We start from the raw sequence: 18312 nt of genomic DNA, 5'->3' as shown, positions 1-18312 counted from the left end.
CTTGACCTATCGGCTGCCTAAGACTTCGCCGATATAAAGAGCAACCGCAGCGACATTAGCGATAGTTCCCGGATAGTCCATCCGGGTGGGTCCCAACACGCCCATGCCGCCATACACCTTGCCCGCACTACCGTAGGCGGTGCTCACCACCGACGTCGTCGACATCTCCTCGGCCTCGGTTTCGTGGCCGATACGCACGGTGACCTTGCCCGCCTCCTGCTGCGCGGCCAGCAGCCGCAGCACCACGACCTGTTCCTCCAGCGCCTCGAGCACGGAGCGGAGGTTGCCGCCGAAATCGGCGGTGTTGCGGGTCAGGTTGGCGGTGCCGCCCAGCAGCAGCCGCTCCTCGCGGTGTTCGACGAGGGTTTCCACCAGCACGGTGGCCGCGCGACCGATCGCGTCCGACAGGCCACCGGTCCCGTCCAGCTGCGCCGCCAGCTCGGCCACCGCCGCCGACGCGGCCGACAGCGGTTTGCCCTCCAGCGCCTGGCCCAGCAGGTCACGGAGCTGTCCGAGTTCGTGGTCGTCGATGGTGTCGCCGAGCTCGACGATGCGCTGGTCGATGCGGCCGGAGTCGGTGATCACCACCAGCAACACCCGGGCCGGCGTCAGCGGCACGACCTCTAGGCGGCGCACGGTCGACGCGGTCAGCGTCGGATATTGAACGATCGCCACCTGGCGGGTGAGCTGGGCCAACAGCCGCACGGCGCGGCGCAGCACGTCGTCCAGATCGACACCGGACTCCAGGAACGAAAAGATCGCGCGTCGTTCAGCCGCCGACAACGGCTTGACGTCGTGAATCCGGTCGACGAACTCGCGGTAGCCCTTCTCGGTGGGCACCCGGCCCGAGCTGGTGTGCGGCTGGGTGATGTAGCCCTCGGCTTCGAGGACGGCCATGTCGTTGCGGACCGTCGCGCTCGAGACCCCGAGGTTGTGGCGTTCCACAAGGGACTTGGAGCCGATCGGCTCTTTGGTGGCCACGAAGTCAGCGACGATAGCGCGCAGCACCTCGAAGCGACGCTCCTCGGCACTCCCCATGGTTCACCTCCAATCGCCATCCAGTTTACGGTCATCAGCAGCGGTGATAGCCCGCCGCCGCAGCGCGCGTGGCGATCGCCGGTTTGCGATAGCCTTCGCAGCGTGAAGCCGTTGCCCCAGTCACAGATGCGGGGGACGTCGGCCAGATGATCTTCAAGGGCGTCCGGGAGGGCCGTCCGTATCCCGATCATGGCCTGACCCACCGGCAGTGGGCCCGGATCCCGCCGCGGCAGATCCGGCTCGACGAGCTGGTGACGACGACGACGGTGCTGGCCCTGGACCGGTTGCTGTCGGAGGACTCGACGTTCTACGGCGATCTGTTTCCGCACGCGGTGCGGTGGAAGGGCGTCATCTATCTGGAGGATGGCCTGCACCGCGCGGTGCGGGCCGCGCTGCGCAACCGCACCGTGCTTCACGCCCGGGTGTTCGACATGGACGTGCCATTAGGCCGGCAGGTCTAGTCGCCCGCCGCGGCGGCCAGCGTCAACAGCAGGCCGCTGAGCAGCTGCCAGATCAGGATCGTGTACACACAGCCGCGTTCGACGAGCCCGACCGGCGCGTAGTTCACGGTCCAGTCGTTGTAGTTCTGCAGCATCGCGAAGATCGCGATGCCCGCCAACCCGATCAGCACCCCGGTCGGCAGATACCATCGGGCAGCGGTGACGCGGGCCACCACGGGGGAGCCGGCCAGCGCCGCGGCGTTGCCGCCCAGTATCGCCAGGAACGCGCCGAGCACGTGCAGCCATTCGAATCCGTTGGTCCACAGCGCAGAACCGCCGTACACGGTGCCGACCAGGATGTTGCCGACGGCGGTGAGCGCCGCCAGCACGACGAGCACCGCGCTGAAGCGACCCCGCACCGACCGGGCGACCAGCAGCGCGCCGGTGAGAAACAGCACCGCCTGGGCGTAGAACGCCGCGTTGATCAGGTATGCGCGCGGTGACCACGCCGGAACGCCGAGCGAGCTGATGTAGTGCCCGGTGTAGCTGTACCCGGGTAACGCCACCGCGGTCAGCAGTTCGAGGACGACGTAGCCGATGGCCGCGGCGATCCAACACGCCGCACCGACCGCGAGGGTCCTCGGCCGCGTCGGGGATGCCGCAGGGGATGCCACGGCACCCAACGTAGAGCAGCCGCCCGGTCACCCCGCGCCGATGGCCGCCTTCAGGCTGCGTGGCCGGATGTCGGTCCAGTTCTGCTCGATGTAGGTCATGCAGTCCTCGCGCGTGCCCTCACCGAATACGACGCGCCACCCAGCGGGCGGGTCGGCGAACCCGGGCCACAGGCTGTGCTGATCCTCGTCGTTGGCGAGCACATAGAACGTGCCGTCGGGGTCATCGAACGGGTTGGTGCTCATCGCTTCTCCTCGTTGCTCGATCGGCGGTGTCGTCGGGCTCGGTGCCCGCACCGATGTCCGCGCCGAGTATCCGGTCCGACAGCAGCCCGAGACAGGACAGGTTGGGAAAGCCGGGCCCCTGCGTCAGCCCGGACAGGGCGGGCAGAAACAGCTTCGGGGTGACATTGGTGACGGCGAGGTCGTAGCCGATGGCGTCCTGCAGCGCATCGGCGGTCAGCGGACCGCCCAGACCGATCTCGAGCAGATCCAGCGCGTCCTGGCCAAGCAGCGGTATGAACCACGCCGAATCGGCGCCCGAACCGTCGATCACCAGGTCGAATCCGTGCACGGTTTCCAGGCGTTCGGCGCCCTGATTCGTGCTCAGCGTCAAGCGGATTCGGCCGTCGCGGGCCACGGCGTGCGCGACCCGGCCGCGCAGGTGCCGAATCCGGTCATCGGACAGCAGCGCCTCCTGCACCCGGGCAGAGAACACGCCGCGGTCGGTCCGGGTCAGCGCGTCGCGACGCTCGTCGAGCGTCAGGCCCGTCCAGCCGGTGGGATCCGAGAACAGCGTGTTCTCGAAGAAACCCTCGCCCCTGGTGAACAACGTCACCTGCGGCGAGATCACGGTGATGGTGGAAACCCGGTGTCGGAACAGCTCGTTGAGCATCGACGCGGCGGACTCGCCACCACCGATCACCGCCACACGTTCGGCGGCGATCAGCTCACACTGCGCGGCGCGGTGCCAGAACTCGGCGATGGACAACACCCGCGGGTTGCCGGGAAGGATCGACCGCTCGGGCTGCCCGGGACCGGTGATCATCAGGCCGTCGCCGTCGACGCACTGATCCGCGGTGTGCACCGCCCAGCGCTGCCCGTTGGCGCCGGAGTCAACCGAGATCCGCTGCACCTCACCGAAGATCACGTTCATGTCGACGTTGTCGGCGACCCAGCGCAGATACTGGCTCCACTTCTTGTGGGTGGGCGCCGGCCTGCCGCGGTCCACCCATTCGGCGAACTGGTTGGTTCCGATGAGGTAGGACTGCCAGCTGTACCTGGTCATCCGCTCGTCGAGTTCGGCGTTGCGGCGCGGCACCAACGAGGACCGGTAGGGAAAGCCGACATCCTTCTCGGGGCTGGTGCCGAGCCGGTGCTGGCCGTCGGTCCAGCCACCGTCGGCCCGCCAATTGGCCGCCACCGCAGTGCGTTCCACGGCGACGATGCGGGGTACGGCGATGTCCATTTCACGCAGCACCGCGGCCTTGGCGGCGACCGCGACCGCCTTGACCCCGGCACCGACCACAACCAATGTCGGGGTTGAGGACCTGGTCATGACACCACCTCTCGTAATGACTCCTGCCACAGCGACTGAAGAGTGGCGACATCGCCAGCCGAGAGGACTTCGGGCACCGTGCGCCACTGCGTGGCCAACACGGGAGCGTCGGCGGCGCCGAGGACGGCGGCGATGATGGTCAGCTCGTGCCGGACCGCGAGGTCGGGTTCGGGCAACGGCGTTACGTCCTTCAGCAACTCGCGATCCACCCTGAGCGCGCCGCCGTCGAGCCCGACGTGGATGCGGCCGAGGAAGTTCAGCAGCAGCTGGGGGTCGCGGTGGCCGCGCAGGCGCTCGGCGGTGTCGGCACGCAGATAGCGCAGCAGACCGTAGTCGATCCCATCGCCGGGGATGGCGGTCAGGTCCTGCGTCGACGACACCCGCAGCGGGTAGATCGCGGAGAGCAGGCCCACGGTGTCGGAGATGTCCGCGCCCCCGACGATGCCGTCGGCGCGGCCGTGCGTTTCCAGCGCCAGCAGCGGCGTCGGCTGCGGGTCCTGTCCGCGATGCCGCCGCCAGCGGGTGACGGTGCGCGCGGCCGCGACCGCCAACAGGTGCGCGGTCGGCACCGCCGAGGACACCAGCCGGGCGCTGACGTCGGCGCCGGCGACCGAAACGGTGACGACGACGTCACCCACCCGGTCGGTCTGCGGCTGCAGCCGCCGCGCGCCGATCGCGGGGTCCTCGCCGTCGAGTTGTGCGGCCCAGAAATCGCAGGTCTGCAGCTGCTGTGCCCGCTCACCCAGCAGGCGGGCCCACTTTCGGAAGCTGGTGTGTTCGCGCATCGGTGCCGGCGTGTTGCCTGCGGCGATCGTGTGCCACGCCGCGTCGAGCTCACCGAGCACGATCCGCCATGACGCCGGGTCCAGCGCGAGCACGTGAGCGGTGAGCACCAGCACGTCGGGCCCGTCGGGTCGGCGCAGCCACACCGCCGACAGCATCGAACCCCGTTGCGGGTCAAGGCGTTGCACGGACTCCTCGGTGTGGCGGGCGACTGCTTGGGTCAGGTCGCCGTCGACTATCGCCTCGGTCAGGATGTCGCCCGGTTCGTGGGGCACGAGCGTCATCGTGTCGACGTCGAGCCGGCAACGAAGCACCTCGTGTCCGTCGACAACCGTTCGCAACATCTGCTGCAGGTGTTCGCCGGTGATGCCGTCGGGCAGCCAGATCGCCTCGGTCTGCGCGAGCCGGCGCGGGTCGCCGTGTTCGTAGAGCCAATGCACGTTGGGCAGCACGGGGATCGGGCCGTCCTCGTGGTCGTCGTCGCGTTGGACGCCGACCGACTCGTTGTCGATCGCGGCCGCGAGTTCGCGGATGGTTCCGCATTCCAGCATCAGCCGGGCCCGCAACGGAATCCCGCGTCGCCGCGCGGCCTGCACCACCGAGAGCGCCACGATGCTGTCCAACCCGAGCGCCAGGAAGTCCGCGGTGACGTCGACCTCGACGCAGTCCAACAGCTCGGCGAGCACCTCGACGAGGGCGGTCTCGGTTTCGGTTTCGGCGGCGATAGCCGGGCCGTCGTCGACGGCGATGGCGCCCAGCGCGGCGTCGTCGACCTTGCCGTGCGAGGTCAGCGGTATCTGGTCGACGACGACGATGGCGTGCGGAACCATATAGCGCGGCAACCGCTTTGCCAGCAGGTTGCGCAGTTCGGCCACGGCGGGCGCCGGGTCGGCGGCCACGTAGGCGGTCAACCGTGGCCCCCCGCGTTTTCTGCGCACCGCGACGTGGACGTGGTGCACCGCCGGATGACTGTGCAGCACCGCGGCGATCTCGCTGGGCTCCACCCGGAAGCCGCGAACTTTCAGCTGGGCATCGCTGCGACCCAGGAACTGCAGTGCACCGTCGACCTGGCGGCGCACCACATCGCCGGTGCGGTACATCCGCTGCCCGGCTACGAACGGGTCGGCGACGAATCGGCTCGCCGTCTCCCCCGGCCTGCCGTGGTAACCGCGGGTCACCTGGCCACCGGCCAGGTACAGCTCGCCGGCGACACCGTCGGGCACCGGCCGCAGCCAGGAGTCCAGGACATAGGCGCGGCTGGGCGAGGTCGGCCGCCCGATCGTGGGTTGCTCGTGATCGGCGATGGTGGCGACGACGGCTTCCACCGTGGTTTCGGTTGGGCCGTAACAGTTGTAGGCCGCCATGCCGGTGCGGGCGCATTCGTGGCGGATCAGGTTCCATGCCGGGACGCCGACGGCCTCCCCGCCCAGCGCGAGCACCCCGAGGGGCACCGTGGTGAGCAGGCCTTCGGCGTGCAGTTGGGCGAACATCGACGGGGTGGTGTCGATCATGTCGATGCCGTACCGCCCGATCGTCTGCACCAACGCCTCGGCATCCCGCTGCACGTCGCCGTCGACGATGTGAACGGCGTGCCCATCCAGCAGCGCGGCCAGCGGCTGCCAGGCGGCGTCGAACGCGAACGACCACGCGTGGGCGACCCGCAGCGGATGCCGCAGCCGGGCCGCCGCGGGGCGCAACACATTCTCAGCGTGGTCCTCGGCGTAGGCCAGCAGGGCCTGATGGGTGCCGATGACGCCCTTCGGTCGTCCGGTGGTGCCCGAGGTGAACACCACATAGGCGGCCTGGCCCGGCTGTGCCGCAACGGGTTCGAAATCCCCAACCGGTTCGTCGGCGGTCGCGGCGATGAGCGTGTCGTCGATGACCAGGGTCGCGTCGCACTGCTGCAGGATGTCGGCGACGCGGTCGGCGGGCATGGACGGGTCGAGCGGAACGATCACGCCCCCGGCCTTCAACACCGCGAACATCGCGATCACATACTCGGGGCCGCGGGCGAGGCGGATCGCCACCGGGCGTTCGGGCTCGACGCCACGACGCGCCAGCGCGGCGGCCAGCCGGTCGGCTGCTTCATCGAGTTCGCGGAAGGTCAGCTCACCGCCGGGCCAGCTCAGGGCCACCGATGCCAACCTGCGGTTCGCGACGGCGGTGAAGGTCGTATGCACACCGTCATCTGTTGGGGCGGGGGCGATCTGGGCTGGCGGCGAGCCCTCACCGTCGAGCAGCACGCTGACGTCGCGCAGCGGACGGTCCCAGTGGCTGATCAGACGCTCCACGGTCGCCAGCAGACGCCGGCCCAGCGACTCAGCGCTCATCAGGCCGAGCGCCCCGTCGATCGCTTCGACCAGCACGGTCAGTTGGTCGTCGACCATGTGCGCGGCGATGGTGACCGGGAAGTGCGACAGGCTCTCCAGCGCCGCCGGACGGAACGTCGCGCCGTTGGCGGTGAAATCGCCGCCCCCGACCAGCCCTCCCGGTGGAAAGTTCTCGTACACCAGCAGGCTGTCGAACATCTCTCCGACACCGCCCAGCGCCCGCAGCTCCGCGTGCGGCACGTGGCTGTGATCGCGCAACAGCGCGGCCTCCCGCTGCACCGCGCGGCATTGCGCACCGACCGACGCCACCGGGTCCAGCCGCACCCGTAGTGGCACCGTGTTGATGAACAGCCCGACCATCGTCTCCACGCCGGTGAGCTCACCTGGGCGCCCGGACACCGTCACCCCGAACACCACATCGCTGCGGTCGGTGAACGCCGACAACAGTGTGGCCCATGCCATCTGCATCAGGGTGTTCACGGTGACACCGCGGGCGCGCGCGGCCTCTGACAGTTCGGCGGTGCCTTGACGGTCCAGCTTCAACTCGGTGCGCCGCGGCGCTCCGTCCGGCGGCTCACCGGTGGTCAGCGCGGGCGTCAGCAGCGTCGGACCGTCGAGGCCGGCAAGGTGTTCCCGCCACAGCTCCCGGCTGGCGTCCCGGTCTCGATCAGCGAGCCAACCGATGTAGTCGCGGTACGGTCGCGGCGGCGGCGGAAGGGCGGCGAGGTCACCGCTCGACCGGTACAGCGTGATCAGCTCACCGACGAACAGCGGCAGCGACCATCCGTCGATGATGATGTGGTGGGCGACGACGATCAATCGCCACCGCGACCGCGGCAATGCGATGAGCAGGAATCGGATGGCCGGTCCGCGTTCGAGATCGAACGGGCGGCGGCGCTCGTCGGCCTCCAGCGCGTCCACCTCGTCGGCGGTCGCGGTGATCTGCCGCCAGGGCACGTCGACCCGGGTGGGCACCACCTGCACCGGCCGGCCCGGGTTGGCCTGCAGGAAACTCGCCCTCAGGTTGGGATGGCGCGCCAGCATCGTTGCGGCGCAGTCGCGTAGCAGTGCGGTGTCCAACGTGCCGCTGATGTCGGCGGCCATGGCGATCACATAGGGATCGCCGCGGTCGTCGTCGCTGAGCTTCGCCAGCGAGTAGAGCCCCTGCTGCAGCGGGCTCAGCGCCATCACGTCTTCGATGGCGGGCGTCGCCTCGGTCGCGGTCATGGGGCACCGTCGCGCGACGCGGTCCACATCGACGTCACGGCCGCGAGCTCTTCTGGCGACAGCCCGGAGGTCGACATCGGCTCGTGATGGGTGTCGGCGTCCGGTGCGGTATCGCCGGCCTCGTCGACCTTGGCGGCCAGTTCGGAGACGGTGGGGTGCTCGAAAACCATCCGGGGGGTGAGCGTCAGGCCTGCGTCGCGGGCCCGGGCGGCCACCTGTACCGCCAGGATCGAGTCGCCGCCGAGTTCGAAGAAGCCGTCGGTGCGGTGGACCTCGGGCACGTCGAGCACGCCGGCCAGGATCGCGGCCAGTGCCCGCTCGGTGTCGGTGCGGGCCGGCTCGGCGGGCCCGGTTGGCGCCGACGGCCGGGGGACGGAGGCGGCTTCGACGACCTCCACGCGGCCGTCCTCGGTCCACCTTCCCCGCTTGCCGCGGGCCCGAAGGCGCACGCCGGTTTCGTCGACCACGTGGTCGTAGAGGTCGCCGACCACACCTATCGGAACGGGATCGCGCCAGCCGTCAAGGATGCTGACTTGTGCTGCGGCACTGAACTGTTGTACCTGACGCCGCTCGTCGCGGTCGGCGATCTGCACGTCGCGCACCCGCTGGTCGGGATCGTCGGCGAACGCCGCCAGTACCCGTCCCAGCCATCCGACCAGCCGTTCGGCGGTGCCCCGGCGATACAGGTCGGTGCGGTAGATGACATGGCCGCGGTAGCCGTCGTCGGTGGCGAAGAAGTTGACCGACAGATCGGCGTGTGCGACGTCGAAGGGCGGCTCCAGCGCGGTGAACGTGGTGTCCCCCTCTGCGCTGGACTCGATCGGGTGGTCGACGGGCAGCCCATCACGCACGTGTACCACGACCCCGAACAGCGGATTACGCGACAGCGACCGCGTCGGGCTCACCACGTCGACCACCTGGTCGAACGGAAGGTCTTGGTGCGCATAGGCCTCCAGCGCGGTATCGCGGGACCGTTGCAACACCTCGCGAAGCGTGGGGTTGCCCCGCAGGTCGTTTCGCAGCACCACGATGTTGATGAAGAACCCGATCAGCTGGTCGAGTTCGGCTTCGGTGCGCCCGGCGACCGGGGTGCCCAGCGGGATGTCCGGCCGCTCACCGGCCTTGTGCAAGGCCACGGCCACCGCGGCCTGCAGCAGCATGAACTCGGTGACGCCGAGTTCCTGGCTGAGCGCGGCGAACTTCTCGCGGGTCGCCGTGTCGATACCGAACTCGACGGCGTCGCCGTCGCCGCTTAGCACGGCCGGGCGAGCGAAATCCGGTGCCAGGCCGGGGTTCTCCGGCAGTCCCGCGAGCTGCGCGCGCCAGTATTCGCGTTGCGCCGCGGTGGGACCTTCGGGGTCGGCGAGCAGCCTGGCCTGCCACGCCGCGTAGTCGGCGTACTGCACCGGCAGCGGCGCGAACCTCGGTGGCTGACCGGTGCGGCGGGACCGGTAGGCGGTCAGCAGGTCGGTGAACAACACCATCGCCGACCAGTGGTCGGATGCGATGTGGTGCACCACCAGCGACACCACGTGCGCGTCGGGTGTGGACAACACCGCGGCGCGCACGGGCAGGTCGCGTTCGAGGTCGAAGATCTGCCTGCGCTCGTGGTCGAGCTCGGCCTGCAGCCAGCAGTCGTCGGCGCCGCGTGCCCGGCGGACCGCCGCGTCACGGATGTCGTTGACGATCTGATATGGCACGCCGTCGATTTCGCGGTAGGTGGTGCGCAGCACTTCGTGGCGGGCGAGGACGTCGCGAACCGCCGCCACGAACGCATCGGCGTCGCAGGGTCCGCTGATGCGGGCGGCGAACGGGATGTTGTTGACCGGGTTCGGTCCGTCGACGCGGTACTGGAACCACATCCGCAGCTGCGACGCCGACAGCTCCAGCGGGCCGTCGTGCGGGATCGCGACCAGTGGGGGGCGCGCGGTGCCGTGCGAGGACGTCGCGTCGATCCGCTCGGCCAGCGCGGCGACCGTGCCGAGTTCGAACACCTCTTTGACGCCGATGTCGACGTTGAACCGCGACCGTATCCCCGCAACGAGTTTGGTGGCCAGCAGCGAGTGGCCGCCCAGATCGAAGAAGGAGTCGTCGGCGCCCACCTGCTCGCGGTCGAGCAGTTCGGCGAACAGCTGCGCGACGTGGCGCTCGGTGCCGCCCTCGGGTTCCCGGTACGCCACGCGGGAGGAGGCAGCGAAGTCCGGTTCGGGAAGCGCCGCCCGGTCGATCTTGCCGTGTGCGGTGATCGGGATCTCGTCGACGACGACATACGCCGCCGGTGTCATGTAGTCCGGCAGCGCGGCGGCGACCCGGTTGCGGATGCGTTCGACGTCGACAACCTCGGTGTCGGCGGCGGGCGTGAGATAGCCGACGAGGCTTCGGCCCAGTCCCGGCAGATCGCTGGCCACCACGACGGCCTGCCCGACGCTGGGGTCCACCGAGATCGCCGCGGCGACTTCGCCGAGCTCGATGCGGAAGCCGCGGATCTTGACCTGTTCGTCGGCGCGCCCGACGAACTCGATGTCGCCGTCGGCGTTGCGGCGGGCCAGGTCGCCGGAGCGGTAGAGCCGCCCGCCCACGGTGAACGGGTCAGCGACGAACCGCTCGGCGGTCAGCCCGGGGCGGTCGTGATAACCGTGTGCGACATGGGTTCCGCCGATGTAGATCTCACCGATGACGCCGACCGGCACCGGTTGCAGTGCGTCGTCGAGCAGGTGGATCTGCGTGTTGATCTTGGGGGTGCCGATCGGCACGACGCGGGTGCCCTGCGCGCCCTCCACCTTGTAGCGGCTCGCATTGATGACCGTTTCGGTGGGCCCGTAGAAGTTGTGCAGCAGCGCGTCGAACGTGGCGTGGAACTTGTCGGCGAGTTCACCGGGCAGGGCCTCGCCGCCGATCGGCACTCGCTGCAGGGTGCGCCACTGGTTCACGCCCGGCAGCGACAGGAAGAGCCCCAGCAGCGACGGCACGAAGTGCATCGAGGTGATGCCCTCGTTCTGCAGCAGTTCGGTGAGGTAACCGATGTCGCGAAGGCCGTCGGGCCGCGGGATCACCAGTCGGCCGCCGCAGGCCAGCATGCCGAAGATCTCGCCCATCGACACGTCGAAGCTCGGTGATGCCACCTGCAGCAGCCGCTCGCGATGGTCGATCTCGTACTCGTCGGCGAACCACACGAAGTACTCCGCGACCGGCCGGTGCGGCACCGGTACCCCTTTGGGCAGACCGGTCGAGCCCGACGTGTAGATCAGGTAGGCGGTGTTGTCCGGGCCCAGCGGCCGCACCCGGTCGGCGTCGGTGGGGTTGTCGGCGCGAAACCGGTCCAGTCCGGTGACCGCTTCGCGGAGCACGAGTTTGGGGTCGGAGTCGGACAGGATGAACGTCAGCCGGTCTTCGGGATAGGTGGGGTCGACGGGCAGGTAGATCGCGCCTGCCTTGATCACGCCTAGTGCGGTGATCACCAACTCCGGTGAGCGGTCCAGCAGCACCGCCACCCGGTCCTCGGCGCCGATGCCCTGCTCGATCAGCCAGTGCGCCACCCGGTTGGCCGACTCGTTGAGCTCCCGGTAGGAGTACCGGCGGCCTTCGTAGACCACGGCCACCGCGTCGGGAGTGCGGGCCACCTGCACCTCCACCAACTCCGTCAACGTCTTTGCCGGGGTCTGGAATTCGTCGCCCGCGGACACGACGCGCAGCCATTCGAGGTCGGCGGGGCCCATCAACTGCAGCTCGCTGATCGGCCGGTCGGTGTCGCGCAGCGCGTCGTCGAGCAGCACGGCGTAGTGGTCGAGCAGCTGCCGGGCCAGGGTCGCGTCGAGGATCTCGAGGAGATATTCGGCTTCCACCACCACGTTGGGGCCGTCGAACTCGACCATGAACGCCAGTGGCAGTTGGGTGAACTGGCCACGCAGCTCGGCGCGTTCGCACGTGATGCCGGGCGGGTTGAAGCCGGCACCGTCGGCGCCGCGGGCTCCGAACGCGACCCGGGTCATCCGTTCCACGCCGTGGCGGCGGTCGGGGTTCAGCTCCCGCACGACCCGGTCGAGGTTGGTCCGTTGATGCGCGAACGCGCCGACGGTGGTTTCGCGGGTGTGCGTGAGGATTTCACGGAACGTCTGCCTGGGTTGCGGGCGAAGCCGCAGCACCACCGTGTTGCCGTAGTAGCCGATGACCTCGTCGAGGTCGGCGGACCGGTTGAGCACCGGGGTGGCGACCAGGAGGTCGTCGGCGTGGGTGTAGCGGTGCAGCAACACCCCGAAGGCGGCTAGCAGCACCATGTAGGGCGTCGCGCCGGATTCCTTGGCCAGCGCGGCCACCCGCTTGGTCGTCTGCTCGGACAGCCTCAGCGTGCAGCGCTGGGCACGCCAACTCGTCGGGACCGCAGATCCGTTGGGCCCGGGCAGCTCCAGCGGCTCGGGCGGGTCAGCCATCACCGAGCGCCAGTAATCCAGGTCTTCGGCGCTCGGCTTGTCGTTCACCGCGGGCGCCGCTACGGGGGGCGGCAGCGCCTCCCCGCGGTAGGCGCGGGTGAGGTCGTCGAAGAACACCTGCCAGCAGCCGTCGTCCCACGCGATGTGGTGGGCGACCAGCAGCATGATGTGTTCGTCGGGGCCGGTACGCACCACGGTGAGTCGCAACGGCGCGTCGGTGCCGAGGTCGAACGGCGCGTTGAACTCGCGCTGCGCCAACACCTCCAGACGCAGTCGGCGGGCGTGCTCGGAGAGCCCGCAGAGGTCGTGGACGGCCCAGCCGGGCGTCAGGCCGTCGTGCAGGGTCGGTTGCGGCTCGCCGTCGTCGTCGGCATGGAAGGTGGTACGCAGCGCGGGGTGGCGCGCCGCGACGGCGTTGACCGCATCGTGCAGCCGTGCGACGTCGAGCGCGCCGGTGAGCCGGTACGACAGGCAGATGTTGAGGATCGCGCCGGTGGGGTCGGTCATCTGGACGAACCACATCCGACGCTGGCCGTCGGAGAGCCCGGCCTCGACCGCGCCGTCCCGGCCGTTCGTCGATCGCAGCCCGCGCTCGGCAAGCCTGCGCCGCAACAGCTCCAGACGTCGCTGCTCGAGGTCCTCGCGGATATCTACTGTGTCAGTCACGCGTGGTTTCCACCTTCTCTGTGCGTGGGGAACCTGTCGGGTCGTTCAGGCTGGTGGTGAGCTCGCGGGCGGTGATACCGCCGAGCAGCGTCGCCAGCGCCACTTTCGTGCCGGTCGCCCGCATCACCCGCTTGCGCAGGTCGAGCGCGAGCAGTGAGTCCAGGCCGAGGTCGAGCAGCGACATCTCGGGGTCGATCGTGTTCGCGTCGAGCTTCAGGACGGCGGCAAGTTCGGCCATCGCGCGGTCGGCGACGCTTGCGGCCTCATCGAGTCCGGCGGTTTCCGAGGGTGTTTCGCCGGCCGTGTGATCGTCGAGAAACACCCGCAGACGCTCGGGGTCGGCGGTCATCACCAGCGGATCGCCGCGGTGCTCGCACAGGCTTGCCGCGATCGCCGTGTCGGGCGCCATGGGCAGCAACCCCGAGCGTTCGATGCTCGCCACGCCGGCCCCCTCGGCGATGCCGCTGCCGCGTCGCGGGTCACCTTGCCACAAGCCGTATCTCACCGCCGCGCAGTGCTGGCCCTTCGCGCGCAGCTGGCCGGCCATCACGTCGATCATCCGATTGGCCGCGGAGTACGCGCCGTGGCCGCGTCCGCCCCAGACGCCGGATACCGATGAGCACACCATGATCCGGGCGCCGGGACATAGCGGCCAATGGTCGATCATGTGTGCAAAGCCGTTGACCTTGGCCGCCGCGGTGTCGGCGAACGCCGCGCCGGTGATGCCGTCGCGTTCGGCGAATGTGGCGGCACCGGCGGCGTGGATGAGCAGTGTGGCACCGTCTCCACCGTGGGCGCGGGCCACCGTCGCCGTCTGCTGTGCGCAGGTGAGATCACATCGCGCGGCGATGATTTCAATCTCGGCGGAGCCCTGACACAGCAGCTCCGCCCTGGTGGCGTCGTCGATTCCGGCGCGGCTGATCAGCACGATCCGGCGGGCGCCTCGGGCGGCGAGATACCGTGCGAAGTGCAGCCCCACGGTGCCGGTGCCGCCGGTGATCACCACGTTGTCGAGCACGCCGTCGTCCAGTGACCACGGCACCGCCGCCTCGGCGGACTCGGTCACGGTGCGCACGTATGTCGTTGGACCGCTGTCGCCGTCGCGCACGGCCACGTCCTGCGCGTCGCCGAGCACCGAGTCGAGTGCCGCGGCGGCCGTGGCGTCGCCGATCTCCCATGAGGGCAGGTCCAGGCGGCGGTAGGTCTGCTCGGGCCGTTCGAAGCCGATGCTGCGGTGCATCGCGGCCAGCGCGGCCTGAGCGGGCAGGGCCACGGGTTCCTCGGGTCGGACGTGTTCGCCGCCGACGGTCACCAGCCACAGCGTCTTGCAGGCCGGTCCTGCCGTGTCGGCGTAGTCGAGCAGCCCGGCGTCGATGAGCGTGGCGATCTGGTGTGCGGCCAGTACGGCGTCCGGATGGTCGAGTACGGGCGCGACCGCGACGACGACGTCGGCCTCGTGTGGTGCGGCGGGCTGCACGCACGGATGGCGCCGGGCCGCGCTGCGCAGCCGATCGCCAAGGGTCCCCGCGGGTCCCGCGAGTTCAACCACCGCGATCCGCCGGACCGTGTCGCCGCTGCCCGCACCCGTCGCCGGGATCCACCGCTCGTCGGCCACGGTGATGCCGGCCACCGGAGCCAGCGGCTTGGGTGCCGCCCAGAGCCGAACAGCGCGCATCGGGGCGTTGGGAAAGCCCGGCAGCACGGATACGCCGGCGTCCACCAAATCGGTCCACCGGTATCCGGGATCGGTCACCGCCGCGCGGACGATGGCCGCGGACACGGTGTCGGGCCACGGCTCGCCGCGCTGCCCCGAGCCGACGGTCGCAGGCGGACCATCGGCGCCGTCCGCCACCAGATCACCCAGGGCGAACAACAACGACGGATGCGCCGACAGCTCAACGAACCTCGATGCGCCGCGGGCACGGGCGACCGCCACTGCTCGGTCGAAGCGCACGGTTGTGCGCAGGTTGCGGTACCAGTAGTCGACGAAGTCGGTGCCTGCCGGAACCACGTCGGCTGTCGCCGACCCGATGAACTCGACGGCGCCCGCGGTGAATCGGCCGCGCGGCAACAGCGCCTCGAACTCGGCGCGCAGCGGTTCCAGCGCGCTGGTGTGCCCGGGGTAGGTCACGTCGAGCCGGCGCGCGAACAACCCGCGCTCCGCCGCCGCGGCGGCCGCGAGCGCCTCGACGGCGGCGCGGTGCCCCGCCACCACGACCGAGGACTCGGAGTTGACCGCCGACACCTCGAGCCAACCGTCGATCGTGGCGCAAAGCCGCTGGGCTTCCTCGAAAGTGGTGCCCAGCGCGGCCATGCCGTAGTTCCCTGGCAGGCTGTCGACCACCTTGGCCCTGGCGATCACCACCGCGGCGGCGTCGACCAGCGTGATGGTGCCCGCGAGGTAGGCCGCGGCCACTTCGCCGAGGCTGTGTCCCACCACGATGTCGGGGGTTATCCCGCACGACCGCCACACCCGCGCCAGCCCCGCCGCATGGGTGAACTGCGCGGCCTGGATCTGCACCTGCGACCAATCGCCGTCGTCGCGGTCGGCGGTCAGGTACGGCAGCGGCGACCCTTCACCGGTGGCGGCGAACGCCGCGGCGCACCGGTCGACCTCGGCCCGGTACTGCGGCGATCGGTGATACGCTTCGGCGCCCATCGACGGCCATTGGCTGCCCTGGCCGGGAAAGACGAATGCTGTTCGGCCACGCGGTGATTGCGAGGATCGCGCGACCAGCGGGTGATCTTCGTCCGCGCTCAGCGCGCGCAGGCCGTCGGCCAGCTCGTCGAGGCCGGCCGCGCGTAGCACTGCCCGGTGCCTGCGCAGCCTGCGGGTCCGCAACAGCGTCGCGGCGACCGCGTGTACGTCTGGTCCGCGGTCCAGGTAGTGCAGGATCGCCCGGGCGTCGGCGCCGAGCAGTTCCTCGGCGTGCGCGCTGAGCACGACGGGCACCCGTCCGTCCGGCAGCGTGCTCAATGCCATCAGGCCGCCTCAATTCCGGTGCCGTGCTCCGGTATCGAGACGATCAGATGGGCGTTGGTGCCGCTCATCCCGAACGCGCTCACCGCCCCCACACGCTGACCGTCGGTCGCCGGCCAGGGCGTGAGCTTGGTGGCCAGCCGCAACCCCTGGCTGTCCCAGTCGATTTCACGGCTGGCGTCGTCGGTGTGCAGGGTGGCCGGGACGGCGCCGTGCTCGGCGGCGACCAGCACCTTGGCGAGGCCCAGCCCGCCGGCGGCGGCCTGCGTGTGGCCGATGTTCGACTTCACCGAGCCGAGCAGTCCACCGCGGCCGGGTGCGGTGGCGCCGTAGGTCTGCGACAGCGAGATCAACTCGGTGCGGTCGCCAAGCCTGGTTGCGGTGCCGTGTCCTTCGATCATCCCGATGTCTTCCGGACGCACCGCGCCGATATCCATGGCGCGCTGGAAAAGCTTGGCCTGTGCCGGTCCGCTCGGCGCGGTGAGACCGACCGATCGGCCGTCCTGGTTCAGGCAGGTGGCGCGCACCTCCGCCAGCACCCGGCGGCCGTCGCGACGCGCCCCCGACCGGCGTTGCAGGACGAAGATCGCCGCGCCCTCCGCCCACACCGTTCCCGACGCGTGCGCGCTGTACGGACGGCAGTGGCCGTCGTCGGACAGCGCGTGCTGCTTGGAGAACTCGACGAAGAAGCCCGGTGACCCCATCACGCACACCCCGCCCGCCAGCGCCAGGTCGCAGTCCCCGGACCGCAGCGCTTGGCTCGCGACGTGGATCGCGGTCAACGCCGACGAACACGAGGTGTCGATGGTGAGCGCGGGCCCGGCCAGCCCGAGCGTGTAGGCGATCCGTCCCGACACCGGGCCCAGCGCCGTACCTGCCATCAAATGCCCTGTGAGATCGGTGAACTCGGCCAGATCGGGTCCGTAGCCCATCGCCGAAGCGCCGAGGTAGCAACCCGCGTCGTGCCCGGAGAGGTCGTCGGGGTTGATCCCGGTGTTCTCCAGCGCGCGCCACGCCACCCGCAGCGCGACGCGCTGCTGCGGATCCATCGCGACGGCCTCGCGCGGCGAGATGGCGAAGAACTCGGGATCGAAGGTGGCCGCGCCGGTGAGGAATCCACCCAGATCCTGGATCGGCTTGAACCCGTCGCGCCGCGACCCGTCCAGCACGTCGCGGATCGACCAGCCGCGGTCGCGCGGGAAGGGGCTCAAGCCTTCGCGTTGTTCGGCGAGCAGTGACCAGTACTGGTCGGCGGTTTCGATGCCGCCGGGGGCCTCCAGCGCCATCCCGACGATGACGACGGGGTCGGGGTCGCTAGGTGGCATTGATCAGCTCCGCGACCGTGTCGATGTGGTCGTTGAGGTAGAAGTGTCCGCCGTCGAAGAGCGTCAGCGTGACAGCCTGATCGGTGTGTATTTCCCACCCACGCAACATCTCCTGGCTCACCTGGTGGTCGTCGCGACCGCCGAGCAGGTGAATGTCGGCGCTGATCGTGCGGTCCGGCCCGCACGCGTAGCGGTTGAACGCGAGATAGTCGGCGCGCACCGCCCGGACCAGCAGGTCGATGAACTCCTCGTCGTCGAGCAGCCGCGGATCGGTGCCCCCGAGATCGACCATATTGGCGACCACCTCGGCGGCGGCGGTCGGCAGCCGCGGTGAGGTGACGACCGTGTGCGGAGCCTGGCTGGCCGACACCCACAGCGCGCCGACGACGGCGCCGTGTGCCTCGGCGACGCGGGCGAACTCGAACGCGATGATCGCGCCCATGCAATGGCCGAACAGCCGCAGCGGACCCAGCCGTGTCCAGTCACCGGCCGCGAACAGGTCGGCGGCCAACTGTTCGACGGTGTCGGGGGCGGGGTGCGAAAGCCGGTCGGCGCGTTGCGGATATTGCAGGACGAACGCGTCGGTGCCGTTGGCGGCCAACGCCGTCGCGAACGAGCGGTAGGCCGCCGCCGCCCCGCCCGCGTGCGGGAAAACCACGGTCGCGCCGTCCGCGCGCTGCCCCGGTGAGCGTTTGACCCAGGGCGCGAAGGTCAGCTGACGCTGGTCGTCAATCATCGGCGCGGCGTCGCATCGGCTCCCCGGCGGTGGACGGCCTGGGTTCGCGCGGTCGGTGCCTCCATGATCTCCTCCACGAATTAGCGCAGGCTGCCCTAAGTTAGGATGACGTTACCTCATTTTCGGTCCGC

General features: G+C 69.9%; 10 protein-coding genes. 1 reads left to right on the top strand and 9 read right to left on the bottom strand.

Going from position 1 to position 18312, the window contains the following annotated elements; all coding sequences use genetic code 11:
• Positions 1 to 6 precede the first annotated feature (6 nt).
• The gene (gene hrcA, locus G6N28_RS20745) at positions 7 to 1038 is read right to left on the bottom strand and encodes a heat-inducible transcriptional repressor HrcA (RefSeq protein ID WP_163903566.1); all 1032 of its coding nucleotides are present in this window, start codon (positions 1036 to 1038) and stop codon (positions 7 to 9) included.
• A 146-nt stretch (positions 1039 to 1184) separates the two neighbouring features.
• Here hrcA and G6N28_RS20740 point away from each other — a divergent pair, with 146 nt between their 5' ends.
• Positions 1185 to 1499: a type II toxin-antitoxin system VapB family antitoxin gene (locus G6N28_RS20740; protein WP_163903564.1), complete on the top strand. Its 315-nt coding sequence runs from the start codon at positions 1185 to 1187 to the stop codon at positions 1497 to 1499.
• Here the strand turns inward: G6N28_RS20740 and G6N28_RS20735 are convergent.
• From G6N28_RS20735 to G6N28_RS20700, 8 genes are read right to left on the bottom strand one after another with little or no spacing between them, the layout of a single operon-like run.
• Positions 1496 to 2152, bottom strand: a complete 657-nt coding sequence (locus G6N28_RS20735; RefSeq protein ID WP_163903562.1) for a DUF998 domain-containing protein — start codon at positions 2150 to 2152, stop codon at positions 1496 to 1498. The two genes, G6N28_RS20740 and G6N28_RS20735, sit on opposite strands and share 4 nt — an antisense overlap.
• Before the next feature lie 27 nt (positions 2153 to 2179).
• The gene (locus G6N28_RS20730; RefSeq protein ID WP_128106927.1) at positions 2180 to 2395 is read right to left on the bottom strand and encodes an MbtH family protein; all 216 of its coding nucleotides are present in this window, start codon (positions 2393 to 2395) and stop codon (positions 2180 to 2182) included.
• Positions 2373 to 3707: an NADPH-dependent L-lysine N(6)-monooxygenase MbtG gene (gene mbtG, locus G6N28_RS20725; RefSeq protein WP_163903560.1), complete on the bottom strand. Its 1335-nt coding sequence runs from the start codon at positions 3705 to 3707 to the stop codon at positions 2373 to 2375. The genes G6N28_RS20730 and mbtG overlap by 23 nt, the downstream gene beginning before the upstream one ends.
• The gene (locus G6N28_RS20720) at positions 3704 to 8047 is read right to left on the bottom strand and encodes a non-ribosomal peptide synthetase (RefSeq protein ID WP_163903558.1); all 4344 of its coding nucleotides are present in this window, start codon (positions 8045 to 8047) and stop codon (positions 3704 to 3706) included. Before G6N28_RS20720 ends, mbtG begins: the two co-directional genes overlap by 4 nt.
• Positions 8044 to 13140, bottom strand: a complete 5097-nt coding sequence (locus G6N28_RS20715; RefSeq protein ID WP_163903556.1) for a non-ribosomal peptide synthetase — start codon at positions 13138 to 13140, stop codon at positions 8044 to 8046. Before G6N28_RS20715 ends, G6N28_RS20720 begins: the two co-directional genes overlap by 4 nt.
• Positions 13133 to 16123, bottom strand: coding sequence for a mycobactin polyketide synthase MbtD (mbtD, locus tag G6N28_RS20710; protein ID WP_163903554.1), 2991 nt, complete (start codon positions 16121 to 16123; stop codon positions 13133 to 13135). Before mbtD ends, G6N28_RS20715 begins: the two co-directional genes overlap by 8 nt.
• The gene (locus G6N28_RS20705) at positions 16123 to 17445 is read right to left on the bottom strand and encodes a beta-ketoacyl [acyl carrier protein] synthase domain-containing protein (RefSeq protein WP_163903551.1); all 1323 of its coding nucleotides are present in this window, start codon (positions 17443 to 17445) and stop codon (positions 16123 to 16125) included. The genes mbtD and G6N28_RS20705 overlap by 1 nt, the downstream gene beginning before the upstream one ends.
• Entirely contained in the window at positions 17435 to 18181 is a 747-nt protein-coding gene (locus G6N28_RS20700) for a thioesterase II family protein (RefSeq protein ID WP_163903549.1), read from the bottom strand. The genes G6N28_RS20705 and G6N28_RS20700 overlap by 11 nt, the downstream gene beginning before the upstream one ends.
• Between the last annotated feature and the right edge of the window lie 131 nt (positions 18182 to 18312).

The sequence above is a fragment of the Mycolicibacterium pulveris genome, from assembly GCF_010725725.1.
Lineage (GTDB): Bacteria > Actinomycetota > Actinomycetes > Mycobacteriales > Mycobacteriaceae > Mycobacterium > Mycobacterium pulveris.
The sequence above is the reverse complement of the archived record's forward strand: the minus strand, read 5'-3'. Positions and strand labels throughout refer to the sequence as shown.

Bases quoted from the DNA above. Each gene is read 5' to 3' on its own strand.
- hrcA (WP_163903566.1), bottom strand. From the start codon at position 1,038: ATGGGGAGTGCCGAGGAGCGTCGCTTCGAGGTGCTGCGCGCTATCGTC.
- G6N28_RS20740 (WP_163903564.1), top strand. From the start codon at position 1,185: ATGATCTTCAAGGGCGTCCGGGAGGGCCGTCCGTATCCCGATCATGGC.
- G6N28_RS20730 (WP_128106927.1), bottom strand. From the start codon at position 2,395: ATGAGCACCAACCCGTTCGATGACCCCGACGGCACGTTCTATGTGCTC.
- mbtG (WP_163903560.1), bottom strand. From the start codon at position 3,707: ATGACCAGGTCCTCAACCCCGACATTGGTTGTGGTCGGTGCCGGGGTC.
- G6N28_RS20720 (WP_163903558.1), bottom strand. From the start codon at position 8,047: ATGACCGCGACCGAGGCGACGCCCGCCATCGAAGACGTGATGGCGCTG.
- mbtD (WP_163903554.1), bottom strand. From the start codon at position 16,123: ATGGCATTGAGCACGCTGCCGGACGGACGGGTGCCCGTCGTGCTCAGC.
- G6N28_RS20705 (WP_163903551.1), bottom strand. From the start codon at position 17,445: ATGCCACCTAGCGACCCCGACCCCGTCGTCATCGTCGGGATGGCGCTG.
- G6N28_RS20700 (WP_163903549.1), bottom strand. From the start codon at position 18,181: ATGATTGACGACCAGCGTCAGCTGACCTTCGCGCCCTGGGTCAAACGC.